We start from the raw sequence: 22,860 nt of genomic DNA, 5'->3' as shown, positions 1-22,860 counted from the left end.
GTGACAGCTTGGCGCCCCAATTTCGGCCATTCGACGTGTCTGGGTTTGCTCTCGAAAGCGGACGAACATAGACGACATCTAGGACGGTGATGCGGCCCGTCGACCTCGCGCCCCGATATCGGCCATTCAAAGCTGGCAAGCGATTTCCGAGGAATAGAACGGCCGCTTCTTCAATCGTGTGGCCTAGAAGTGATTGCGCGCAAACGTTTGCAGATTTTCCGGTGTAACCAATGGAGAATTCGGCAGACATTCGTCACTTCCAATCTCGATATTGCTCGATCTGACCGGCCCCATCATGATTGGAATTTTTGCTGAATGCGAAAGTTCTGTCACGGAATGCGGTGCTGTTTCGTCATGAGGACATAACCCCTCAAAGGATGCACGTATGACGAAATCAAGATTAAACTATGTTGAGGCGGCGCCGGACGCAATGAAGCCAATGTTCGCGCTGGAAGAAAGTCTCGCAAGCCTCTCGATAGATGCGGCGATGCGTGAACTGCTGAAGATTCGCGCGTCCCAGATCAATGGCTGTGCCTATTGCCTGAACATGCATCTGCCTGCCGCGCGTAAGGCGGGCGTCCCGCAGAGCAAGCTGGACGTTCTGGCCGGATGGCGGGAAAGCCCGGCATTCGGCACACGCGAACGCGCCGCGCTTACCTGGTGCGAGGCGCTTACCCGCGTCGAAGCGACGGGCGCAGATGACCATAGTTTCGAAACATTGGCAGCAGCATTCAGCGCGCAGGAGCAGGTCGAGATTACCCTGATTATCACCACAATCAACGCATGGAACCGGATCGCGGTCGGCTTTCGCAGCCAGCACCCTGTCGAGGCTCGGGATACCGCCTAGCCAAACTCTCCAGATATTTGAGACTCATCGCCCCCGACTTAAATCGCTTGCCTATCGCATGACGGGATCGCTCACCGATTCAGAAGACATCGTTCAGGAAGCATGGGTGCGATGGAGCCGCAGCGATCACGCCGCAGTCAACGATACTGCACGCTGGCTTACGACGATTACAGCACGCCAATGTCTGGATCATCTGCATTCAGCGCGGGTGCGGCGAGAGCGCTATGTCGGTGCGTGGTTGCCCGACCCGCTAATTACTGAGCGGGCACCGGATGCGGAGGGCTTCCTTTCGGAAGCACAAGATGTTCGAATTGCGCTTCTTCTGACTTTGCAGATGCTTGCACCTCCGATGCGCGCGGCTTTTCTTCTGCGCGAGGCTTTCGATTTTACCTACGCAGAGATAGCTGATGTTACAGGAGGGACCGACGCGGCGGCAAGGCAGCTCGTTTCGCGTGCGCAAGCTAATGGCAGGCGCCGAGCCCGTAGCATCGGGCAATATCGCGGAAGACGAGAGACTTGTCCGCGCTTTTTGGGAAGCCAGTCGAACAGGAGACATGGAGGCTTTGCTTGCGCTGTTTACGGAAGACATTGAGATTCATACTGACGGCGGTGGCAAGGTCCCTGCCGCTATCAATATACTGCATGGAGCACGACGGGCAGCTTCGCTCTTTGTCGGCATTGCGCGCAAGAGTGATCACCCCGCAAAGCCGTGCCCCGCTCTTGTGCGCATAAATGGAACCCCTGGCTTTGTCAGCGTTGAGGTGGGGGGTGTTTTGCAGACGACCGCCATCGCGACAAGGGCGCAACGGATCGCGGCGGTCTGGATCGTTAGAAACCCGGACAAGCTCGCCCACATCGCCGCCTCGAAACCATCGCTCACCCAAGGATAAGCCCCCGAATATACACCAATGCACCGCCACAGTTCTAAGCATCATGGGTTGACCTTTTCCTATCTTGATGAGGAAGCGCCCGGCCCCCCGGTCTTAGCACTGCATGGTCACTGGATGAATGCGCTCGATTTTGAAGGTCTGGCGGCGGCGTTAGCGCAGAAATGGCGGGTCATCGCTCTGGACCAGCGTAGTTTTGGCGAAACCGATGCTTCGCGGGATCACCAGATTGATGCCTATGTCTCTGACGTGGCTGCGATGCTGGATCATATCGGAATCACGTCCGCTGTGCCTATGATAGGGCATTCCTTCGGCGGGGTCGTGGCCTATCATATGGCCGCCCGGATGCCGGAACGCGTGTCGCGCACGGTCATCGTCGATATAGGGACATCTTTGGACGAAGAGGGCGAGTTTACGCGCTCATGGGCTGGAGTGTTCCCGCTAAAAGAGAAGCTGGAAGAACGCATTGGCGCCCGCCTGTCTCCCTATTTGCAGAACTTGATACATCGCGTTGAGGATGGCTGGCGCTTGAACTTCGAAATTGAGGAATATCTGCTATCCGTGGAAGCACTGAATGGCAATCATGAGCATACCTGGCTCAGCAGCCATTGTCCCGCTTTGGTCGTTAAAGGCGCGGATAGTCCACTCTCTGATCGGAAAGAGCTGAAGGCCATGGCTCTGGAGCGTCCGGAGACGAGCTATATAGAAATCGCAGGCGGACATTCGGTGCATATCGACGCTCCGGATGCTTTCGCGGCGGCCGTCGAGGAGTTCTTGGATCGGGAAACTTGACCGTCTATATAAAGTGGTGACCAAGCTTAATTCTCTTCATCGCCTGTTAGCCAGTTTCCGCTGACGCAAAGCGAGACATAGATTTCAGACAGAGAATCGTCATTTGGTTGCTTAGTGGACGGCACCAGCGACGACGCGCCCCGCAAGTCAGCTCCACGGTCAGCTATCGCCGCCGATCTTGCCGATATTCGGGCGTGCTTGTAACGACGGCTATCGGGTAGCGGTTCGTTACCTCGGAAAGACCGAAATTAGTGTTGGAAGCCAAATGTCAGCTTTCCGCCGGTGCCACACCAAAAACTGCCAGTCCACACACGGCCGAGAATGAGTCATAAATCGCTGTGTGAATGATCGGAAGCTATCAGTGAGCAGAAGCAAACCAGGGAACTGCTGCTTTGTGGGCGGTGTACGCCCTAATTGCAGGCCGCATGGGAGTCAAACGAGGTCAGACAACCTCAACAGTAAAATTGCGATTGACTCGCAATAGCGATCTTGGCTAGGCGCTCTTCGTGACGAACGGGGGTGCCATGAAGCAATTCTTCTTTTTATCCACATCGCTGCTCTGCGCGCTAGCGGCCACCTCGGCTGAGGCTGCCCAACAAGCGACGTCGTTGGACGACCAGAACGAAATCATCGTCACAGGCGAAAAAGCAGCCCGCAGCCTTCAGGAAACGACGGCCTCGGTCAGCGTGACGCCAGACGAAAGGCTGGCTGAAGAGAATATCCTGACGATCCAGGACATCTACAACCGCACGGCCAATGTCTCCGAGACCTATGGCGCATCGGGCTTCTCGATTCGTGGCATCGACCAGCGCGGCGTTTCGGGTGGCGGTGACGCGGCGACCGCGACGGTGTTCGTCGATGGCGCGCCAGTGCCGCAGGATGTGTTGTCGAACGGCCCGACAGATATGTGGGACGTGGTCCAAGTCGAGATTTTCCGTGGACCGCAGTCGACCATCCAAGGCCTCAACGCACTGGCCGGTGCGGTGCATATCCGCACGCAGGATCCGACCTTCGACTGGAGCCTCAAAGGCCGCGCGCTCGTATCGTCCTTCGATACGACGCAGTTTGCGGTCGCGGGCGGCGGCCCGCTGGTGCCAGGTGAACTCGCCTTCCGCATCTCGGCTGAGAAACGCGATTCGGACGGCTATATCCGCAACATCACTCGCAACGAACCGGAAAGCGGCGTGGATTCTACGTCGATCCGCGGCAAGCTGCTGTGGACGCCATCGGCGCTTGCGGGTTTCGAGGCGCGCCTCGGCTATCATCATTTCGAGACAAAGGGCGGTTATCTCTTTACCTATGTCGATCGGTCGGTCGGGAATTATTTCGACAACCGGACCAATCCATCGGATTATCCCAACAGCAGCAATGTCGATAACGACCAGGTGACGCTGGACCTGCGCTATGATCTGGGCGGCGGCCTGTCGCTGAGCACGCTCGGCACCTGGACGGATACTGACTTCATCCGTAAATATGATGGCGACTCTTCGGCCGCCAGCATCGCCTACAGCGATATATGGGGCGGGGCGGAAACCTTCACGCAGGAACTGCGGCTCAACTATGAGGGCAACCGGCTGAGCGGTCTTGCCGGGCTGTTCTACTATAATCGCGACCAGTATCGGCGCGCACATCAGGTGACGCTGGTGCCGACACCCGGACCGACCATCGCGAACCTGTTGACGCCCGCGCTGGGCGCGCAGACGGCGGCGCAGGTCGCGGCGCTCTACACCGCCGCGCTTCCCAATATCCCGGTCGACTACACCTCGGATTTTCCGACGAAGGTCGAGACGATGGCCGTTTTCGCCGATGCGCGCTATCGCCTGACCGACCGGCTCTCGCTGCTGGGTGGCTTCCGCTACGACCGCGAACGCAACAAGATCGGCGGCGAAGCAATCGCCACCTTCGCCGGCACGCTGCCCGATCCGGCGGCATACGGCCCGCTGGCGCCCGCCTTCGCAGGCGTCAACGCCGCCGTCCTGGGACTGGTCGATGACGCCAATGGCTCGGCGCCGGTGGGCACGCGGACCTTCAACGCCTTTCTGCCCAAGGGCGGCGTGGAGATGGCGTGGACACCTGATCTTGCCACTGCCTTTGTCGTGCAGCGCGGCTATCGTTCGGGTGGCAGCGGGTTCAACACGGCCCGGTCGCAACTCTTCCCCTATGATCCCGAATTCACCTGGAACTATGAATTGTCGCTGCGCTCGGCCTGGCTCGATGGCCGCCTGACGGTCAATGCCAACGCCTTCTACATCGACTGGACCGACCAGCAGACCACCGCCAATTTCGGCAACGGCACCTATGACACCCATACGGTGAATGCCGGTAAGTCGCATCTCTATGGCTTCGAGCTGGAACTGGCGCATCGGGTGTCGCCGGCGTTCGACTGGTATGCGAGCCTGGGCCACACGCGTACCAAGTTCGACAGCTTCGTCACCGACGTCGGCTCGATCACTGATTTGTCGGGGCTGGAGTTCCCCTATGCGCCAAGATGGACGCTGGCGGGCGGAGCCAATGTGCGCTTTGGGGGGGGCTTCAACGCCAATGTCAACGCCAGCTATCGCAGCGCGGTCTATACCGATGTGTCGATACCGCAATCGGATAGCCGCGTTAGTGGGCGCACGCTGGTCAACGCCCGTATCGGCTATGAAGCCGACCACTGGAGCCTGTCGCTGTTCGCCAACAACCTATTCGATGAAAAATACGACCAATATGTCAACAGCTTCACCAACTTCGCCATCATCGGTGCGCCGCGCAGCGCCGGGGTGATCCTGGAAGCCGGCTTTTGACCGGCGCGGCGTCCCTCGGCGCGACGGCGGTCATTCTCGGCGGCGCGGTCGCCGGAGCGTGGATGCTGCGCCGGGCCTGGAGTCTCAAAGCCGGCAAAGCGCCATGGCGTTGGGGTGGTCTGGCTCTGCTCTGTTTCATGCTCCTCTGGCCCGCTTGGGTTTTGGGGGAAGCGCGCGGTCCATTCATCGCGCTGACGCTACTGTCCGTTGCGGCCTTCGGCGTCATCGCTTCCGGCTATACGCTCCGGCCGGCCAAGGCAGGCCGGGCAGCGCGTAAGGGCCTGGCTCCCGAACCGGCGGAGCGTGCACCGAGCGCCTGGCGCACCACGCTGCGTTGGTTGCTTGCCGGCCCCATCGGCATGGTGGCGGCGATGGGGTTGGGGATCAGCTATGCCGTCTGGGCGCCCGGGGAAACGCAGACACGGCTCCTGATCGGTGGGCTGATCGTGCCTCTGGCCTGGGGCGGCGCTATGGCATGGACGCTCGCCGACAGCCGCATCCTGCGCGCGACCGCCGTGCTGGTGGGGACGGCCATCGTCGGCTTCGGTGCGGCAATGCTCAAGGGGGTCACATGACGAAGACGAAAAAGGGCGCGGGCTTTCCTTCACCCGACCTCGTGCGCGCGGTCCTCAAGGGGCATAGCGCTCTTGGCCTCGCCTTCGCCGCGCTGTTGTACCTGGTGTGCCTGACCGGCACGATCGCCGTTTTTGCGGGCGAGTTTCAGCGCTGGGAGAACCCTGGCGCCGAGCACATGGAGACGATGTCGGCGGATGCCGTTCAGGCCGCCTATCGCGCCGCGATGGACCGCACCCACGGGCCGGTCGAGCATGTGCTCATTATCATGCCAAGCGAAGATCGCCCATGGCCGACGCTGCGGGTCGATGGAGAGAACGGAACCCAGACGACGTGGATCGCCGATAGCGCCGGTCGCATCACAGGGCAGATTCGCGAGAGCTGGACAAAATTCCTGACGCGCCTGCACATCAATCTGCATCTGCCGCAAAGCTGGGGCATCTTCATCGTCGGATTGACCGGGGTTGCGTTGCTCTCCTCGCTCATCTCGGGTCTGCTGGCGCATCCGCGTATCTTCCGTGATGCGTTCCACCTGCGGCTCGGCGGGTCGCGGCGCCTGCAGGAAGCCGATCTGCACAATCGTATCGGCGTGTGGGCGCTGCCCTTCCACTTTACGGTGTCGCTGACAGGAGCCTTGCTTGGCCTCAGCTCGATCATCATCGGCGCGATTGGCCTCGCGGTATTCCAGGGTGACACCGCCAAGGTCTATGCCATCTTCACGCCCCCGCATCCGACAGAGGATGCGCGGCCCGCGCCGCCGCTCGACCTGCGGCCCTTGTTCGCCAGCGTTGCCGCATGGGCGCCGGAAGGGCGCATCAGCTATCTCGTCGTCGAGCATCCTGCCGAGATGGGCGGGGCCGCGATGTTCGAGGTCGAGGACGGATCTTCGCGACTTGCCAGTGCAGATAGCTATGCCTTCGATCGCCAAGGCAAACTCTATCATGAGCAGAAGGCAGCTGAAAATAATGTGGGCCAGCAGATACTGGGCTCGCTCGGCCTTCTGCACTTCGGCTGGTTCGGCGGCGGCGCGATCAGGATCGCCTATGCCCTACTGGGCCTCGGGCTTACTTACCTCGCAGCAGGAGGCGTCAACATCTGGCTGGCGCGACGGCGTGACAAGGGACGCCCCGCGCCCGGATGGGAGCGCGTTTGGACCGCGACTGTCTGGGGGCAACCGGTCGCGCTGACATGCGCGGCCTTCACCGCGCTGTTTACCCCACTGGTCGTGCCATTGATCTGGACATGGGGGATCATCAGCATCGCGGTGCTTGGGGCGGCCGCCCTGCTTCCGCCTGCGACGCTGTCGCGGTTCGGTCGCGCCATCACAGGGGCGCTATTGATCGTTCTTGCTCTCGCGCATCCCGCCTTCTTGGGCATGGGCGACAGCATGGCTCTGATCGTTGACGGCGCTCTCGGGCTGCTCGGACTTGGTTTTCTTACAACCGTTGTCGGTCAGGTTCCCATGGTCAGGAAAGCGTTACAGCCAGTATGACCGAATTTGGGCCCGAGAAGCGAACGTATGCCACACCCGGCGGTGTGGCGATCCGTGGTGAGTGATGATGGCAACTGGACGGCAGATCGTGGCTTCCAGACCGCGGCTGCTCCACATGGGCTTTCGGCACGCCGTCAATAACCGGATTAGCTAAAAGCCGGCGTTCAGGGTCCGCTCTAAAGAAAGACGCCTTTTTCCCATTCTCGGCCATCCGGCTGAAGCATTCTCGAGCTAACCGAACGGCCGCTTTCGAGCGACGTTGATCCTTCGACGAATGTCCGAAATTAAGGCGGAAGCGTCCGAGGGTGACGACTACGGTAGGGCAATCGCCCACTTTTCCCTTGCCGCCCGTCGGTCAGCCGCGATCGGCGGCCCGGACGATGTCCTGCCGCAACTGGTCGACCTTAGCGCCGGCCCACTGCCGGGCGTCGTCGCCGAACACGAGCCGCGACGGTGCCTCATCCTGCGAAGCGAGCGCGACGATCCGCGCGGCGAGCAGCTTCGGGTCGTTCGGCTGATTGCCGTTGGCCTCGTCAACAAACGCGCGGTACTGTGCGACTGCCTCGGCATAGTCTGGAATATCGATACTGCCGAAGCTCGCCGACCTGCCGTCCATGAAATCGGTGCGCAGCATCCCCGGCTCGACCAGCAGCGAGCGGATCCCGAGCGGTGCCAGTTCCTGCGCGAAGCCCTCCATCCATCCTTCGATCGCGAACTTCGATGCCGAGTAGACCGCTCCCCCGGCGTTGGAGACGAGCCCGCTGACGGACGAAATCGTGACGATGAGGCCTGAGCGACGCGCACGCATGTGGGGAGCGACCGCGCGCGCGACGTTCATCGTGCCGAACAGGTTTACCTCGAACTGGCGCCGCACCGCAGCGTCGGTGAAGGTCTCGAAGAAACCCAGCTCGGCATAGCCGGCATTGTTGACCAGCACGTCGATTGAGCCGAACCGCTCGACGGTTTCGGCGGCAACCGCGTTCGCAGCTTCGGCGTCGGTGATATCGAGCGCGATGGCGTGCAGGCGATCGTGTTCGCCGCCGAAGGCATCGTGCACCGCGTCGGCGGACCGCGCTGTTGCCACGACCGTCTCGCCGGCATCGAGTGCCGCACGCGCGATCTCGCTTCCCAGTCCCCGGCTTGCGCCTGTTACCAGCCAAACCTTACCCATCACCTTGCTCCTCGCTTCTGCTGTCGTCGGCTAGGTAGCCATGCTAATGGATCGAGATAATCGGCTAATCAGTAATGGGCCTTAGTAGCGGGGATCATCAATGCGTCCCGATCAGCTCGGCTACCTCGCCGTCTTTGCGGCGATTGCCTCCGATCGCAGCTTTACACGTGCAGCGAGGCGGCTCGGTGTCACGCAATCGGCGTTGAGCCAGACCATGAAGCGGCTCGAGGGCCAACTGGGTTTCCGCCTGCTTTCCCGCACCACGCGCAGCGTGGCCCCAACTGCGGCCGGCGAGCGCCTGCTCGCCACCTTGTCGCCAGCACTGGCCGGATTGGACGAGGAGATTGCGGCGCTGTCCCAGCCGCGCGGCGCAGCGATCGGCACCGTCCGCATCACGACGGGCAAACACGCCGCGGATACGTTGCTATGGCCGATGCTCCCATCCTTTATGCGCGGCCACCCAGGCATCGAAGTGGAGGTTTGCGTGGAGAACGCGATGACCGACATTGTCGCAGGCCGATATGATGCTGGCATCCGGCTCGGTGAGCGCTTGGAGAAAGACATGATCGCGCTGGCGGTCGGGCCTCCGCTTCGCGTCGCGGTAGTGGCCGCGCCCGACTATCTTACCAACCATCCGGCGCCGACGGAGCCCTCCGACCTCACGGAGCATCGCTGTATCGCCTATGGCGACGCGAACGGCGACCTCTCTCGCTGGTCGTTCGAACGCGAGGGCCGGGCAGTGATGGTCACGCCGGGCCGCGGGCCGGTGTTCAACGACGCCGACCTGCTGGTGGCCGCGGCCCTTGCGGGTTTCGGCATCCTCTACATTCTGGAGGATCTGGTCGCGGCGCCGGTTGCCGACGGTCGCCTCATCCGCCTGCTGGAGCCGTGGTGCGAGCCGTTCGCCGGCTACCACCTCTATTACCCCGATCGGCAGGGCACGAGGGCCTTCGAAACGTTCAAGGAGGCGCTTCGTGCAAGCAAGACCACGTGAAGGCTCGCCAGGCGTGGGCATGCGTCGATTGTCTTTTGGGAAATGACGCGGCCGCGTGGCGCGACTTAACCGACTTACGTCATTCTGCTTCCGACCAGTGAGGATATGTCGCATAAGCGGTCAGGGCCTGTCCCCGCACCACCGTCCGATTGACGGGCGATCAGTGGTCAGAGGCAGTCAGTTGCTCGATCCAGGCCGACCGCATGTTGTAGCAATGGAATGCCTTCACCTTTCCATTCTCTACGACAAACACGTCGCAGCAAGGCACGTCGAACGTTTTGCCCGAAGCCGGCAGCACCCCGCCGCCCGGAATCGGGAAGTCGCCACGGTGCGTTCCCTGGAGCCTGAGCTCGACCACGACCACGCCGTCGGCGGCGCAATGGACATTCAGCAGCTCGCGGTGGAAGTCGGGGAAAGGCTTCTCGAGGCCCTCCAACGGCTGGCGGACATCCGCTCCGGTCCACCTCATGCCGGACGCCATGTCGAGGAAGTAACCATCATCCACGAACAGCGAGACGAACTTGTCGAGATCCAGCTTACTGGCTTCGGCGGCTGCGTAGACCTCTCGCACAATTTCTTCGTTTGCAGGCACTTTTGCTCTCCATTTGGTGTTTCAGCAAGCAATCCGGCTCTAGCTAGGAGGGCGGTGGATTTTGTTCCAGTACTGACTATTTTGTAAGTGCTGGGACAGGAGATTGCAGGTGACCACGACGAACTTCCGGTGCGGGCTGGAGGCGGTTCTCGCCATCCTCGGCGGGAAGTGGAAGCCGCTGATCATCTATCATCTGGCCAGCGGTCCGAAGCGCACCGGGCAACTGCGCAGGCTCGTCACCAACGTGAGCGAGAAGATGCTCATTCAACACCTCAAGGAGCTGACGGACGATGGCGTTATCCGCCGGATCGACTTTCAAAAGATCCCTCCGCACGTCGAGTACGAGCTGACCGACTTCGGGCGCAGCCTTGCTTTAACGCTTGCGCCGATGTGCGACTGGGGAACGCATCACGATGGCCAGATCGCCGCGATCGTGCGCAATCGGACCAGCGCAGCAAAGGTTGATGGCCGGGCCTAGCGGGTTTGGCCGAGACCCCATAATGCCAAAGCACGTTCAGACCGAAAGCATGAGCGAAGGTTTCTCACTCGGCGGATGACGCCAACAGGTGACGGTCACTTTCGATCCAATTCCGGTCTCTGATGAAGCCTCCGGTGCCGCAATCTCTTCGTATGACAGGTCGCTTTCGGACGACGGATTATACGTGCTGCCGCTCCGAAGAGAATGGTGAAACGGGGGAGGCTCCGTTCCGACACTACTCCCCCACCGTCGCCTTGTTGAAGAGCACGTCCATTCGGTAGACATGGGCTGGACGGGCGAGGATTTCGTTCATCCGGGCGTTGTCGCGGAAGATGTCACCGCCTCCACCAGCGACGTGCGCTTCCCGGCCCCTGATGTTGGGGAATGCCTCGAAGATCCCGAAAGTCGTCTTCGAGTAGCGGACACCGAACCACGGGCCCGTTGCCGGTTCATCCATCACGCACCCGTAGATTTCGCGCAGCATCTGTATGACATCATCTTCCTTGCCCGGCCGGGCTTCGATGTGGATGTAGAATGCCTTGGGGCCATCCTCGCCATTCTCGCCCGTCACGAGAACACCCCGATGAGGAGCGTTTGATGATGGTTCCGGATGCTCGACCGGGCCGGGCGCGGTGGCAAGGTCTTCGGGGCGGGGTGAACGCGGAGGGGTTTTCGTCACGGCTACACCTTTTGCGGACTATGGGGCCGACACGGCCTGTCGAAGTCATAAACCGGGCCGTCGTTCATCCACCATTGTGAAGCGCATCGTCGCCTTTCACTTTTTGCAAGCCTGCAATGGTGTTAGCATCACCGTCCATGCATCTCCCCTCCACCCGGACCCTTCACGCGTTCGTCACAACGGCGCAGCTCGGCAGCCTTGCTGCCGCCAGTGCGCGCGTCGCCATGTCCGTACCGGCGTTGTCGCGGCGGCTCGCGGGCCTTGAGAAGGCGTTGGGTGTCCGCCTTCTGGAGCGTGTACCGCGAGGCGTGGTGCTGACCAGCGCCGGCAGTGATTATCTGGCCCATGCGGTCGCGGTTCTCGATCGGCTGCAGGCGGCGGCCGCAGAATTGCAGCAGGACGCCATGATCGTGCGGGTGACGACCATCCCTGCTTTCGCAACGCGATGGCTGCTACCACGGCTGCCGGCATTCAGCGCACGACACCCCGGCATCGAAGTGGACGTGCGCACCTCGATCGCATTTGAGCGGGTAGATGTCGGGCAGTATGACTTCGCCGTCCGTCTGGCGCTCGATCGCGAGATGAGGACAAAGCCGTTGCTGCCGATCCATCTCTTGCCGGTCTGGAGCGCGGCCCATCCGCGCGCAATCAAATATCCCAAGGATGTGCTGCATCATCCGCTGCTCGGACCCGATCATCGACCAGAATTCTGGCAGGAATGGCTTCACGGCGTCGGGCTGGGGGATCAGGCGGTTCGGCCCCGCGAAATCGATGCCCTGCTTTTATACGAGCAAACCTTGAGCGGTGCCGGCGTCGCAATCGGCATCGAGCCACTGGTCTCGGGTTTATTAGGTGACAGGCGCCTGAATGCGCTCACCGCGCACCGGCAACGATCGGAACGCAGCTTCTTCCTTATCGAACCTGCCGAGATGCGGACGCCCGCCGCGCGTCTCTTTCGGGAATGGCTACGGCATGAAGCGCAGGGCTAACCGATGCCCGCAGGCGGACACTTTTACCGTGGATTGGCCTTCCCGTCCTATCGAGGAGCAAAAGGCTCGTTTTGAGTGACCGAACGTCCGATGAGTGTCGCTTTTTGTGCGTATCACCACGAACGCCGCGCGATAATAAACCAGCACTTTCATTTGCATCTCGAATCGCCAGCCGAGGTTTTCTGAATGCCGCTCGCGCCTGAAACACTGCTTTGTCGATCGGTGGTCCCGTCGCGCGAATGCGTGTCGAGCCGTGATGCTGGATGGACGTCGCTGCTGCTCGATCTGCACACCGGCGCAACTTCGCACGATGCCTACACCTCGATTGCCACGCCCGACCTGCGGATCGGTGTGTCCGTATCCGGCCGCTATGCATGCGACGTGGTCATCAATGGCCGCTGGCGGCACGATGCGCACGACCCGGGCACTGTCTGTCTCCATCGTACCGGCGAACCGACACGCTATCGCTTTCCAAAACCCGACACGGCCGATTATCGGCTGGCGCTCATCTATTTGCCCGTCGATCTGCTCGATGAAGGCCGAGAGCATATCCGCCGTGCGGTTGCCCGGCGCGCGCGCCGACACTGAACAGCATTATCGTCCGCGATCCGGCGTTGACGCACACTACGCATGCGCTGCTGGGCGCGATGCAATTCGGTGCCGGAGATCTCTATTGCGAGGCGGCCGCTGCATGGATGGCGATGCACGTGCTTACCCGGCATGCGGAGAATTGCGGCGGCGATGACGTTCGCAGCGCGGGCTGGATCGAGGACCGGCGCCTCGCGCGCGTGCTCGACTTCATGGCCGCCAACTTCTCAAAGCCGCTGACGATCGCCCAGCTCGCTGATGAGGCCTGTGTCAGCAAATTCCATTTCAGCCGGCTGTTCCGGGCGCGCCTCGACCAGACGCCCCATCGCTACCTGACGGAATTGCGGCTCGATGCGGCGCGACGGATGCTCCTCACGACCGATCTTGCTGTGACCGAAGTGGGCGCTGCGCGCGGTTTCGCCTCGGCCCCGCATTTCTCCAGCGCCTTTGTGCGCCGATTCGGCATCTCGCCGTCGCGTGCGCGGCGCGAGCATCGCATAGGGCGGCACTGACCGCACCGGTCCTGTCGCTCGATTGCGCACTTGTTGCGCGATCTTGCGGTCGCCCTCGAACGCCGGGCCGCGCTTGCTAATCTTCGTCTCGCACCCGCCAGACCGGGTTTCTGATGAGGCAAGAGCATGAGCAAGATTCTGATCGTCCTGTCCGCCGCCGATACCTGGACGCGCGCCGACGGTTCCAAATATCAGAGCGGCGTATGGGCCGAGGAATTCGTGGTGATGGACGAAAAGTTCATCGCGGCGGGTTGTGAGGTCGATATCGCCACGCCCGGGGGCGTCGCCCCGACGATCGACCCGCACAGTATGAACCCGGAGGTGGTCGGCCAGGAGAATGTCGACCATTATCGGCGCTATCTCGACGCGATTGCCGACCGGCTGGCGAAGCCTCTGATGCTCGCCGATATCGTCACCGCCGACTATGACGCGATCGTCATTCCGGGCGGGCACGGTCCGGTGGAGGACCTCTACAAGGATGCCGAGATGGGTCGCATTCTTGTCGAAGCCGACCGCGCCGGAAAGGTCATCGCACCGGTCTGCCACGGTCAGGCCGCGCTGCTCGCAACGCGCAGCGAAAGCAGTGACTGGCTGTTCGCGGGTCGGCGTATGACGGCGTTCAGCGACGAAGAGGAGGTCGAGCTCGGCACCGCCGATAACGCGCCCTGGCTGCTCGCCGAGACGCTGCGCGGCGCTGGCGCGGTATATGAGAAGGGACCGAACTGGGGCCCGTATGTCGTCACCGACCGCAACCTGCTGTCGGGGCAGAACCCGGCATCAAGCGCGCCGCTGGCCGAAGCGGTGCTCAAGGCGCTGGCCGGAAGCCATGTCTAGATGTTTAGTCCCAGCATGTGATGGTTGGGTTTGACGATAAAGACATCTGGCTTTGATTTCCAGAGTTCCTCGACTGCTTCGTAGGGCGTTCGGAACTTGAGCGCCTTGAGTTGCCTTGCGAAGTTGTAGGCGATCAGCCAGTCGCGGACGTGTCGTCGCAATTCGTTGATCGAGGCATAGTGGAAGGATTTGACGGTCGCGTCCTTGATAGTCCGGACCATGCGTTCGGCCTGACCGTTGGTCCAGGGATGGCAGGGCTTTGTCAGGCGGTGCTCGATACCATTCTCCTGGCATACGCGCCCGAAGATGTGCGGGAAGGTCAGGCCCTGTGCACCGCGTTCGCGCTGGACGAACTGCACGCCATTATCCGTCAGGATGGTGTGGATCTTGTAGGGCACGGTCCTGATCATCGCCTTCAGGAAGCCGGCAGCGACCAGCTTCGTCGCCCTGCGATAGATACGCGCGAAGACCAGCTTCGACGTGCGGTCCACGGCGACATAGAGGTAGGCCTTGCCATCTTCGTAGCGCAGTTCGGCAATGTCGATGTGAAAGTAGCCGATCTCGTAGTTCTTGAACTTCTTTGGCTTCTCGCGATCGGCCCTGGGCAACCGGCTGACCCCATGCCGTTGCAGGCAGCGATGTAGCGATGAGCGGCTCAGATGCGGGATCACATCGCTTGAGGGCGATATAGACATCGTCGAGTGGTAGGGGACTGTCCGATATTTTGTGCGCGAGGCCAGTGATCGTCATCAGATGACGAACCGTTCGCCGAAGATCACGGCGAACGGGGTCTTTGCGTCGGCCCACTCGCGCGGCGGCCGTTTCCAGTCCTCGGCAGCCTTGTTGAGCACGAGGTATAGCAGCTTCATCGCGGCGTCGTCACCGGGGAAGTGACCGCGGGTTCGCACCGCGCGCCGCAGCTTCGAGTTCAGCGCCTCGATTGCGTTGGTGGTGTAGATGATCCGGCGCACACCTTCGGGGAACGCGAAGAACGGGATCACCTGGTCCCAATGCCGCTAGCTCTGGGCGATGGCGGGGTGCCGCTTGCCCCAATGGCCCGCCTCGAACGCGTCCAGCGCCGCCAGACCGGCCTCGGCGGTTTCGGCGCGGTAGACACTTCTCAGCGCCTGGGCGATCGGCTTGCGATCCTTCCACGACGCGAAGCTCATGCTGTTCCTGAGCAGGTGGACGATGCAGGTTTGAACGATCGTTTCGGGGAACGCGGCGTTGATCACTTCCGGGAAGCCCTTCAGACCATCGACGACCGCGATCAGGATATCGGCGACACCGCGATTCTTGAGCTCGTTCATGACGCACAGCCAAACCTTGGCGCCCTCGGTCTGCTCGATCCAGATGCCCAGGATATCCTTCTTGCCGTCGGGAAGGATACCGAGCGCGATGTACACCGCCTTGTTGCGAACGAAGCCCTCGTCGCGGATTTTGCCGCGGATCGCGTCGAAGACGGAGGAGGATCAGGCGATGATCCGGGGGATCATCGACCCGACGACGCAGCGGGTAGCACGCGTCGAGCGGTCGGCCCTGCCACTCGGCGACGGCCTCCAGAACGGCGTCGGTCATCGTCGAGATCAGGTCCGGCGATACCTCGATCCCGTACAGTTCCTCGAGATGCCCCCGGATCTCGCGCACCGTCATCCCGCGCGCGTACATCGACACGATCTTGTCGTCGAAGTCGGGGAAGCGGCGTTGGTATTTGGCGATCAGCTTCGGGTCGAACGTCCCGGCCCGGTCGCGCGGAACGTCCAGTGTTACCTTCGACGTGCCCGTCAGCATCGTCTTCTTCGACGAGCCGTTGCGACGATTTATAGCGCCTTCGGCGCCTTCGCTTTCCAGATGATCGTCCAGCTCCGCTGACAGCATCCGCTCCGACAGCGCCTTCTTCAACTCGCCGATCAGCCCATCTTTTGCGAACAGCTCCCGCAGTTCACGGCCAGCCAGCAGCTGATCCAAAACGTCCTTGTCGATTGCCATATCGATGGTCCTTCCTTGTCCATCCTTATGGCCTCGCGCACAAAATTCCTGACAGTCCCAGTGGTAGCCGTGCCTGCACCCGCAGCGCGACGATCGCGGCTTCCTCCATTGGCGAGAGCACGGTGCTACGCCGCTCCTTCGGTCCCATCGGCATGTCTTCGAGCGATTGCCGCTTGCGCCACTTCAGGACCGTTTTCTCGTTGATCCCGTACTTCCTGGCGAGGTGCGCGACCGAAGCTTGCGATTGCTGTAACTCTGCTCGAATGGCGTGCGTGGTCCTGGCGCTGCCGTGGAGAACCTGGCCCATAACTCCCTCCGCTGCGATGATGACAATCTTACACCATCACATGCTGGGACTAACCACCTAAGAAGTCGATCGTTGCTCCGACGATCCCGTTCCCGGGCACGCACCGCAGACCACAACTGCACGCGCCGTAACCGAATGCGGGTTTCGGATAGGACCGGCGTCTAGCCGGTATGCGGCCACCATTCCGGTCTACAGCTTCGAACCGCTCGGCCTTGAAAGCGCAGCGCTTCGTCTGTCCCCAAATGGGCAGAATCCCGGAAATGAATCTACACCGTGCTCGGCAGGGATTGAGGAGAGATTGACATGAGTCCGATTGAAAAACGCCTCAAGAGCCTAGCGATGGAACGCCGCAGCTTTCTGAGCGGTGCGGCTGCAGTTGGTGCTGGAGCGGGATTGTCCGCACCCGCTATGGCCGCCCGCGCCGCCGCGGCAGAGCCTTCGGTCATCGCGTTGCGAGACCAGGATCTGAAGTTCATTGCCACTGAAGAGACCTATACCACCGACGAACTGATCGCGCGGAACGCCATCAACGATGAACACATAGAGTACCTCAAGGGAACCGGTCTTCTTGAACTCGGCGCTGGCCGCATCGGCGCAATGGATGAGGCGGGGGTCAATATTCAGGTGCTCTCCGCACACACACCGGGCGTGCAAAATGTGCCCGGTCAGGAAGGCATCGATTTTGCGTATCGTCTTAACAAGATGATCGCCGCCGGACCGATGGCCACCTATCCCAAGCGTTACCAGGCCTATGCGACCCTGCCTCTTCAGGACCCCGAGGCATCAGCGGACGAACTGGAACGCGCCGTTCGGGAAGACGGCTTTGTGGGAGCCATGACCAACGGCTTCATCGGAACGAAATTTCTCGACCACCCCGACTTTGACCCTCTTCTGGCCCGTGCCGAGGCACTTGATGTGCCCATATACCTACATCCCGGTTATCCACCGGAAGCAGTCTTCGATATTTACTACCGCACTACACGGCCAGGCAACGACCAAACCTTCCAAAACTACATCTTCAGCGGCTCGGGATACGGATGGCACCAGGAAGCGCTGACTCAATGCCTTCGACTGATCATCACCGGGACGTTTGACAGATTCCCCAGGCTGCAGATGATTGTCGGTCACATGGGGGAGGGGCTTCCATTCTACTACGAGCGTATCGTGGGGGATATGAGCGAGTCGACCAAAGATTCGCTAAATAAGCCTCTCGGCCAGTACTTCAGTGATAATTTCTGGTATACGACCAGCGCATTCTTTCAGGATGAACTGCTTCACCTTTTATTGAGGTACGTCGACGTCGACCGGGTGATGTTTGCGATTGACTACCCGTTTGCCGACATGAAGCATGGAACCGACTGGTTTCGGGCAGTCGATCTGCCCCGTGAAGCCAAGGAAAAAATCGCGTTCCGGAATGCGGAAAAGCTGTTCGGCATCAAAGTCTGATGCAGCCTCATCGTATCGAATGATGCCGTTCGGCTTTCATGTCGGCGGGGGCCATGGCCGCAGCCGGGCACCCGATCGGCCGATAGAGAAAATCATCCGCCGCCATGGCCGCCCCCGGGCGTTGTTTCCCGCACGCTTTGGCGGCGTATCGACGGACTTACACGTTTCCCGTCTCCAATAAGACCATCAACATCATCATCGGGGGCTTGTCGGAATCGCGTCGCAATGACGGCCAGAGAGCCGCGTTGCTTGCCGGAACAAATCCGTCAGCACTCCGCCGCCTCCTTCACCAGACCGAGTTGCAGGAATTGCTCGCCGTCCCGCGCAAGCCGCCGTGCGAGGCTGCAGCGCATATGCAGCGCACTCAGCCGCGTCTCCCCGCTTTAACATTGGCACGGGCGACGGCGCTGCGGCGGGAAGCCAGCTCATCCAGCGGTCGTAAACTGAGTGCGGATCCGCGCCGCCCTGGTGCGGGTCTGCGATCCGCTCGGCGTCTCAGAGGCAAATGGAGACACCAACATGGCAACTTGCTTCTCCGCACGTGAATCGCGGCGCTGCCTCGACGCAACACGGCCCGCATTTCGAACAAAGTCGGGCTCGCCCACCGCCTTAAATCAAGGCGCTGGCAGGAAGGCTCTCGGTCTGCAGTTCCTGGAGCCGGGGTGCGGCGAAGCCATCAGGACAGTGACCTTTCGAACGGTGCGCTTAGCCGGCTGTCACGAACCGAGCACCAGCTGATTCGAGCGACATAAACGGGCTGATCAACAGCTTGCACACCGAATGCCGCCGACGGCGGAAATCGCAATATCCATCATATCCGAGGATCGACATGCGTCAGAAACTTGCTCTTTACAGTCGTTTCATTCTTTCTGCAGGCGGCTTGCTGTGGGCCACTTCGGCGCTAGCCCAACGGTCAGTGGACATCGAGTCGCCGCTCATGGCTCCTGATCCAGCGTCTGTATACGCTGCAGAGGACGGCCCCGAAGAAGATCATATAACGATTGGTGCCGGGGGAATGTATCAGCCCGACTATATGGGCGCGAGGAGCTATCAATTCCAACCGATACTGGCGGCCGACATCAAGCGCGGCGTCTTCTTCGTCAATTTCGAGAACGGAATTGGCGTCGCGCCGATAGATACGGAAACATTCACGGTCGGTGCCGGTGTCGTCCCAATTTTCGATAGCTATGACCGGGAGGATGTGCCGAACCAGTTCAACAAGGTCGACCTGGGAGCTGGTGTCCGCGGATTCTTCAGCATTCGGCAGTTCGGTTTCGAGGTCACGACAGGCCTTACCCAAATATTCGCGGGGAACACGAAGGGCATGATTGTCGATTTCAGCCTATCGCGCGACATCATCGTTAATGAGCGACTGTTCATCACGCCCTCGATCGGAGCGAGGTGGGCAAACGCCAAACACAATGATCGGTTCTACGGCGTGAGTGAATCTCAGGCACAGGAATCGGGCCTTCGGCAGTTTCGCCCCGGTGCCGGTTTCCTGGATGCGGATGCCGAGCTTATGCTGCAATATCGACTGACGGACCATATCGGCATCGGTGTGGGAGGCAGCGTCACAACGCTGATGGGCAATGTGAAGGACAGCCCGATCGTCCAGAAGAAGACCGCTCCTACAGGGACGGCTTTCCTGACCTACACTTTCTGACCGGCAAGAGCATATGGAGGGCAAGCCCCGCGCCGGTCGCGACCGTAGAATGCCGCTGCCCCATCTGAAGGCGAAAGCGTGTGATCGTGGAGCGACTGATCGCATAGAAGCTAAAGCTGGAAATTCTTGTGTGCGGTTACGGCGGGGCTGCGGCGTCTAGCGGCGGAACTGGACACGAAGGCGCCTTGATGTCTCAACCGATTCTTCTGCCGATCAGCGGCGAAATGATCCCCTTGCTGGCTCAGGATCGCCGATCGGCTTCCAATTGGACTCAGGCGCTTACCTTAGTCCTCTCGCTACTGGTCATCGCCGCGACGCTGTACCAGATGCGAGCAATAGATCCGCACCAGATCGTTTCGCTGGTGCCCGTAACATTGCACTTCTGGGCGCTGTTCGCGCTGGGCATCATGGCTGGCCCGTTAAGCGAGTTCTACATCTTCAATAAATTGTGGAAGGTGGGCGCCGCCGCGTTGGGCGCCCTTACCCGGAAGCTGATCTATAACGAGCTACTGCTCGGTTACCTTGGCGAGGCGTGGTTCTATGCCTGGGCACGGAGAAGCTGCCGTATCGAAGGTTCGCCATTTGGCGCGGTCAAGGATGTGGCGGTGCTTTCCGCTGCGGCTGGGAACCTCATGACGCTGGTCCTGGTCTTGCTCGCTATTCCCTTCCTCGACCTTCTTTCTCTGGGCCAATATGGCGATGCCGGTGCATGGTCTCTGGTGTTCGTGGTCGCCACGTCACTGGCGATGATGATCTGGCGTAAATCGTTGTTCTCGCTGACCCGTAACGAGTTGCGGATGGTCTTCGCCGTGCACGTCGGACGTATCGTCGCCACGACACTGATTTCGTCCGCACTGTGGCATCTTGTGCTTCCAGATGTTTCCCTCGGTTGGTGGGTGATGCTGGCGGCTGTCCGCTTGCTGATCTCGCGTCTTCCTTTCCTGCCCAACAAGGACATCGCCTTTGCGGGCGTGGCAGTCCTGGTCGTGGGGCAGGAAGCGCAGATTTCCGAACTGATGGCGATGATGGCCGGGCTGATCCTCTGCGCCAACCTGTGCCTCGGGCTGGGCTTCGCCGTCTCCGACCTGATCAAAGGAGAGCGCCGTCGTGCCTCTAAAGCTTAGCCTTGTCGCCCTCGCCGTGTTGCAATCTGCGGCGATCGTGCCTTCCACTCCTGATCTGGGTCAAGCGGCGGGGCGTTGTCGTCCCGACGAGACTGGCCCGGCTTTCATTGTCAACGTCGCGGGCCTGCGAGACCAGGTCGGGCGCCTCAAGCTCGAGGTTTATCCTGCGAATGACGATGATTTCCTTGAGGATGACAATATCCTCATTTCCGCCGGCAAGACCTTTCGCCGCGTCGAAGTGCCGGTACCCCGGACGGAAAATCCGGAGCTGTGCATCCGGGTTCCACGACCCGGTCGCTATTCCCTCGCTTTGCTTCACGATCGCAATTCGGATCGCCGCTTCAACTGGCGCCGCGATGGAATAGGTTTCGCCGGCAACCCCCGCCTCGGCTTCAGCCAGCCGGACGCTGAAGAAGCCGTAGCAGTGGCAGGCAGCGGGCGCACAAAGATCACCATCGTCCTGAATTACCTGCGCGGACTGCGCCTGCGCCCCTTGGAGGGTGATTGACAGAATGCATATCGTCGATGTCTGCGGTTTCTATTCGCCCGAGGGTGGCGGTATCCGCACCTATATCGAGCAGAAGCTGCGGCTGGCCGAGTTGCTGGGGCAAGAAATCACGATTCTTGCCCCAGGAGCAAAAAATGGAGTGCAGCAGGTCTCACCATCGTCCCGGATCGTCAGGCTGCAGTCTCCGAATTTTCCGCTCGACCGGAAGTACTTCGCATTTACCGACCGGGGCTCCGTGCATGCCGCGCTCGATCGCCTGCAACCCGATTTCATTGAAGCCTCCTCGCCTTGGAAGAGCGCTCAGTTCGTGGCCGAGTACCCGCGCCGCGTGCCACGAAGCCTCGTGATGCATTCGGACCCGCTGGCGGCGCACGCCTATCGCTGGTTCGAGGGCCTTGCCGCGCCGAATTCGATCGACCGGGCTTTCGACTGGTTCTGGCGTCGCCTGCGCCGATTTGGCAGGGAATTCGACGTGGTCGTCGCAGCCAATTCAAGCCTTACAAAAAGGCTGCAGGATGGGGGCGTACCCAACGCAGTGACACTACCCATGGGGGTCGAGCCAGGCCTGTTCTCTCCTGGCAAGCGGCAGGAATGCGTGCGTACCATTCTGCTGGCGACATGCGAGCTCCCCCCCGATGCCACTTTGCTCGTAAGTGCAGGCAGGCTCGCCACGGAGAAACGCATTCCGATGCTGGTCGAGGCGGCCACAGTCGCCGGGCGGCAGCGCCAGATCGGCCTCGTTATTTTCGGGGAGGGGCGGGCACATAAGAAGATCCTCCGTGTCATCGACGGCAATCCGCACGTGCGCCTGTTGCAGCCTGTGCGCGATCGCGAGCTGTTCGCCACCATTCTGGCCAGCGCTGATGCCCTACTACACGGGTGCGAAGCAGAAACTTTCGGCATGATCGCCGCCGAGGCCCACGCCAGCGGCATTCCGGTTATTGCACCGCGTGGTGGGGGCGCTGGGGATTTTGTCCGCCACGATCCGGCGCTTGGTTTCCGCCCTACGGACACGGCCGATGTGGTACGTGCGATCCTCGAACTGCCGCACGGCGGCTCTTCATCAAGAATCGCTCCGGCGGCGCGAAGTGTGGAACAGCATTTCCGCGAACTTTTCGCACTTTACCACGCCCTGGCGCAGTCTGCGCTGGCGGTCGCCTGATCGGGCGATCATGCTTCTTGCCCGAATTGATCGTTACGTGCTCAGCCTCGCGCTGGGGCGCTTCGGAAGCGTGGTGGGGATAATCATGTTGCTAATGATTCTGGAGCATATTCCGCGGCTCCTCGACATCACGCGGCTTTCGGGCCAGCGCGGCTATATTGTACGACAGACCGTACTCGGACTGCTGCCCGAATATGCCGGTATTGGTGTCCTGGTGGGTATTTATCTCGCTGTCGGTATGACGATCCGTCAACTTGCCGTGCGCGGTGAGCTGGCAGTAATCGAAGCGACCGGGATCGGACCATTGCGGTGGATGCGTACACCTATCCTGCTGACCTTCCTCGGTGCCGCTTGTCCGTCGTCAGAACATTTGGCACGACTCGCGGCGTAAATTAGCGGAGTGCGGGCCTCGTCAGGGGATGGATGTTAAGCGGCGAGCTTGCGGTG

22 protein-coding genes and 3 pseudogenes are annotated in these 22,860 nt (G+C 60.9%); 19 read left to right on the top strand and 6 right to left on the bottom strand.

The window, feature by feature from the left end:
- Window positions 1–430: 430 nt before the first annotated feature.
- The 7 genes from EV664_RS15950 (at window position 431) to EV664_RS15920 (ending at window position 7,377) form a co-directional block, all read left to right on the top strand.
- Window positions 431–847, top strand: a complete 417-nt coding sequence (locus EV664_RS15950; RefSeq protein WP_211338524.1) for a carboxymuconolactone decarboxylase family protein — start codon at window positions 431–433, stop codon at window positions 845–847.
- Window positions 822–1,439 carry a sigma-70 family RNA polymerase sigma factor gene (locus tag EV664_RS19805; RefSeq protein ID WP_133496781.1) on the top strand — a complete coding sequence of 206 codons (618 nt, stop codon included), beginning with the start codon at window positions 822–824 and terminating at the stop codon, window positions 1,437–1,439. The genes EV664_RS15950 and EV664_RS19805 overlap by 26 nt, the downstream gene beginning before the upstream one ends.
- Entirely contained in the window at window positions 1,402–1,737 is a 336-nt protein-coding gene (locus EV664_RS15940; protein WP_133496716.1) for a sigma-70 family RNA polymerase sigma factor family protein, read from the top strand. The genes EV664_RS19805 and EV664_RS15940 overlap by 38 nt, the downstream gene beginning before the upstream one ends.
- A 48-nt stretch (window positions 1,738–1,785) precedes the next feature.
- On the top strand, window positions 1,786–2,526 hold the full coding sequence (locus tag EV664_RS15935) for an alpha/beta fold hydrolase (protein ID WP_211338523.1): 741 nt from the start codon (window positions 1,786–1,788) through the stop codon (window positions 2,524–2,526).
- A 524-nt stretch (window positions 2,527–3,050) separates the two neighbouring features.
- Window positions 3,051–5,312 carry a TonB-dependent receptor gene (locus EV664_RS15930; RefSeq protein WP_133496780.1) on the top strand — a complete coding sequence of 754 codons (2,262 nt, stop codon included), beginning with the start codon at window positions 3,051–3,053 and terminating at the stop codon, window positions 5,310–5,312.
- Window positions 5,309–5,887: a hypothetical protein gene (locus EV664_RS15925; RefSeq protein WP_133496714.1), complete on the top strand. Its 579-nt coding sequence runs from the start codon at window positions 5,309–5,311 to the stop codon at window positions 5,885–5,887. The genes EV664_RS15930 and EV664_RS15925 overlap by 4 nt, the downstream gene beginning before the upstream one ends.
- Window positions 5,884–7,377: a PepSY-associated TM helix domain-containing protein gene (locus EV664_RS15920; RefSeq protein WP_133496713.1), complete on the top strand. Its 1,494-nt coding sequence runs from the start codon at window positions 5,884–5,886 to the stop codon at window positions 7,375–7,377. The genes EV664_RS15925 and EV664_RS15920 overlap by 4 nt, the downstream gene beginning before the upstream one ends.
- Window positions 7,378–7,732: 355 nt before the next feature.
- Here the strand turns inward: EV664_RS15920 and EV664_RS15915 are convergent, their stop codons facing one another.
- The gene (locus EV664_RS15915) at window positions 7,733–8,548 is read right to left on the bottom strand and encodes an SDR family NAD(P)-dependent oxidoreductase (protein WP_133496712.1); all 816 of its coding nucleotides are present in this window, start codon (window positions 8,546–8,548) and stop codon (window positions 7,733–7,735) included.
- Between the two features lie 100 nt (window positions 8,549–8,648).
- Between EV664_RS15915 and EV664_RS15910 the strand changes: the two genes are divergently transcribed.
- Window positions 8,649–9,542, top strand: a complete 894-nt coding sequence (locus EV664_RS15910; RefSeq protein WP_133496711.1) for a LysR family transcriptional regulator — start codon at window positions 8,649–8,651, stop codon at window positions 9,540–9,542.
- A 160-nt stretch (window positions 9,543–9,702) separates the two neighbouring features.
- On the opposite strand, the gene EV664_RS15905 is transcribed toward EV664_RS15910, so the two are convergent.
- A complete protein-coding gene (locus EV664_RS15905) occupies window positions 9,703–10,134 on the bottom strand; it encodes a nuclear transport factor 2 family protein (protein ID WP_133496710.1) in 432 nt (143 codons plus the stop codon).
- A 109-nt stretch (window positions 10,135–10,243) separates the two neighbouring features.
- On the opposite strand from EV664_RS15905, the gene EV664_RS15900 reads away from it, so the two are divergent.
- Window positions 10,244–10,612 carry a winged helix-turn-helix transcriptional regulator gene (locus tag EV664_RS15900; RefSeq protein WP_133496709.1) on the top strand — a complete coding sequence of 123 codons (369 nt, stop codon included), beginning with the start codon at window positions 10,244–10,246 and terminating at the stop codon, window positions 10,610–10,612.
- Window positions 10,613–10,847: 235 nt separating this feature from the next.
- Here EV664_RS15900 and EV664_RS15895 read toward each other — a convergent pair whose 3' ends face one another.
- Window positions 10,848–11,291, bottom strand: a complete 444-nt coding sequence (locus EV664_RS15895) for a putative quinol monooxygenase (RefSeq protein ID WP_211338522.1) — start codon at window positions 11,289–11,291, stop codon at window positions 10,848–10,850.
- Window positions 11,292–11,428: 137 nt separating this feature from the next.
- Between EV664_RS15895 and EV664_RS15890 the strand changes: the two genes are divergently transcribed.
- The 4 genes from EV664_RS15890 (at window position 11,429) to EV664_RS15875 (ending at window position 14,214) form a co-directional block, all read left to right on the top strand.
- On the top strand, window positions 11,429–12,280 hold the full coding sequence (locus tag EV664_RS15890; RefSeq protein ID WP_162848883.1) for a LysR family transcriptional regulator: 852 nt from the start codon (window positions 11,429–11,431) through the stop codon (window positions 12,278–12,280).
- Window positions 12,281–12,523: 243 nt separating this feature from the next.
- Entirely contained in the window at window positions 12,524–12,868 is a 345-nt protein-coding gene (locus EV664_RS15885; protein WP_133496707.1) for a hypothetical protein, read from the top strand.
- A gap of 26 nt (window positions 12,869–12,894) precedes the next feature.
- Window positions 12,895–13,380 (top strand): helix-turn-helix domain-containing protein, encoded by a 486-nt coding sequence (locus EV664_RS15880; RefSeq protein ID WP_133496706.1) that lies wholly within the window; start codon window positions 12,895–12,897, stop codon window positions 13,378–13,380.
- A 126-nt stretch (window positions 13,381–13,506) separates the two neighbouring features.
- On the top strand, window positions 13,507–14,214 hold the full coding sequence (locus tag EV664_RS15875; protein ID WP_133496705.1) for a type 1 glutamine amidotransferase domain-containing protein: 708 nt from the start codon (window positions 13,507–13,509) through the stop codon (window positions 14,212–14,214).
- Here EV664_RS15875 and EV664_RS15870 read toward each other — a convergent pair.
- The 3 pseudogenes from EV664_RS15870 to EV664_RS15860 all read right to left on the bottom strand — a co-directional run.
- Window positions 14,211–14,994 (bottom strand): annotated as a pseudogene (locus EV664_RS15870) (IS481 family transposase); the annotation flags it as partial. The gene EV664_RS15875 and the pseudogene EV664_RS15870 overlap by 4 nt on opposite strands.
- Window positions 14,964–16,203, bottom strand: a pseudogene (locus tag EV664_RS15865) (IS256 family transposase). The pseudogenes EV664_RS15865 and EV664_RS15870, both read right to left, overlap by 31 nt.
- A 58-nt stretch (window positions 16,204–16,261) precedes the next feature.
- A pseudogene (locus EV664_RS15860) lies at window positions 16,262–16,510 on the bottom strand (transposase); the annotation flags it as partial.
- Between the two features lie 303 nt (window positions 16,511–16,813).
- Here EV664_RS15860 and EV664_RS15855 point away from each other — a divergent pair.
- From EV664_RS15855 to EV664_RS15830, 6 genes are all read left to right on the top strand, one after another.
- Complete coding sequence (locus EV664_RS15855) at window positions 16,814–17,956, top strand: amidohydrolase family protein (RefSeq protein ID WP_133496704.1); 1,143 nt, start codon at window positions 16,814–16,816, stop codon at window positions 17,954–17,956.
- A gap of 829 nt (window positions 17,957–18,785) precedes the next feature.
- Window positions 18,786–19,619 (top strand): MipA/OmpV family protein, encoded by an 834-nt coding sequence (locus EV664_RS15850; protein WP_133496703.1) that lies wholly within the window; start codon window positions 18,786–18,788, stop codon window positions 19,617–19,619.
- Window positions 19,620–19,807: 188 nt separating this feature from the next.
- Window positions 19,808–20,743 carry a hypothetical protein gene (locus EV664_RS15845; protein ID WP_133496702.1) on the top strand — a complete coding sequence of 312 codons (936 nt, stop codon included), beginning with the start codon at window positions 19,808–19,810 and terminating at the stop codon, window positions 20,741–20,743.
- The gene (locus EV664_RS15840; RefSeq protein ID WP_188656453.1) at window positions 20,727–21,251 is read left to right on the top strand and encodes a DUF2141 domain-containing protein; all 525 of its coding nucleotides are present in this window, start codon (window positions 20,727–20,729) and stop codon (window positions 21,249–21,251) included. The genes EV664_RS15845 and EV664_RS15840 overlap by 17 nt, the downstream gene beginning before the upstream one ends.
- Window positions 21,252–21,255: 4 nt before the next feature.
- Window positions 21,256–22,413 carry a glycosyltransferase gene (locus EV664_RS15835; RefSeq protein WP_133496701.1) on the top strand — a complete coding sequence of 386 codons (1,158 nt, stop codon included), beginning with the start codon at window positions 21,256–21,258 and terminating at the stop codon, window positions 22,411–22,413.
- 10 nt (window positions 22,414–22,423) lie between these two features.
- Window positions 22,424–22,804: an LptF/LptG family permease gene (locus tag EV664_RS15830; protein WP_133496700.1), complete on the top strand. Its 381-nt coding sequence runs from the start codon at window positions 22,424–22,426 to the stop codon at window positions 22,802–22,804.
- Window positions 22,805–22,860: the final 56 nt, after the last annotated feature.

Source organism: Stakelama pacifica (assembly GCF_004361835.1).
Taxonomy (GTDB): domain Bacteria; phylum Pseudomonadota; class Alphaproteobacteria; order Sphingomonadales; family Sphingomonadaceae; genus Sphingomonas; species Sphingomonas pacifica.
The sequence above is the reverse complement of the archived record's forward strand: the minus strand, read 5'-3'. Positions and strand labels throughout refer to the sequence as shown.

Bases quoted from the DNA above. Each gene is read 5' to 3' on its own strand.
- EV664_RS15890 (WP_162848883.1), top strand. From the start codon at position 11,429: ATGCATCTCCCCTCCACCCGGACCCTTCACGCGTTCGTCACAACGGCG.
- EV664_RS15910 (WP_133496711.1), top strand. From the start codon at position 8,649: ATGCGTCCCGATCAGCTCGGCTACCTCGCCGTCTTTGCGGCGATTGCC.
- EV664_RS15930 (WP_133496780.1), top strand. From the start codon at position 3,051: ATGAAGCAATTCTTCTTTTTATCCACATCGCTGCTCTGCGCGCTAGCG.
- EV664_RS15920 (WP_133496713.1), top strand. From the start codon at position 5,884: ATGACGAAGACGAAAAAGGGCGCGGGCTTTCCTTCACCCGACCTCGTG.
- EV664_RS15830 (WP_133496700.1), top strand. From the start codon at position 22,424: ATGCTTCTTGCCCGAATTGATCGTTACGTGCTCAGCCTCGCGCTGGGG.
- EV664_RS15855 (WP_133496704.1), top strand. From the start codon at position 16,814: ATGAGTCCGATTGAAAAACGCCTCAAGAGCCTAGCGATGGAACGCCGC.
- EV664_RS15915 (WP_133496712.1), bottom strand. From the start codon at position 8,548: ATGGGTAAGGTTTGGCTGGTAACAGGCGCAAGCCGGGGACTGGGAAGC.
- EV664_RS15950 (WP_211338524.1), top strand. From the start codon at position 431: ATGAAGCCAATGTTCGCGCTGGAAGAAAGTCTCGCAAGCCTCTCGATA.
- EV664_RS15845 (WP_133496702.1), top strand. From the start codon at position 19,808: ATGTCTCAACCGATTCTTCTGCCGATCAGCGGCGAAATGATCCCCTTG.
- EV664_RS15875 (WP_133496705.1), top strand. From the start codon at position 13,507: ATGAGCAAGATTCTGATCGTCCTGTCCGCCGCCGATACCTGGACGCGC.
- EV664_RS15940 (WP_133496716.1), top strand. From the start codon at position 1,402: ATGGAGGCTTTGCTTGCGCTGTTTACGGAAGACATTGAGATTCATACT.
- EV664_RS15835 (WP_133496701.1), top strand. From the start codon at position 21,256: ATGCATATCGTCGATGTCTGCGGTTTCTATTCGCCCGAGGGTGGCGGT.
- EV664_RS15850 (WP_133496703.1), top strand. From the start codon at position 18,786: ATGCGTCAGAAACTTGCTCTTTACAGTCGTTTCATTCTTTCTGCAGGC.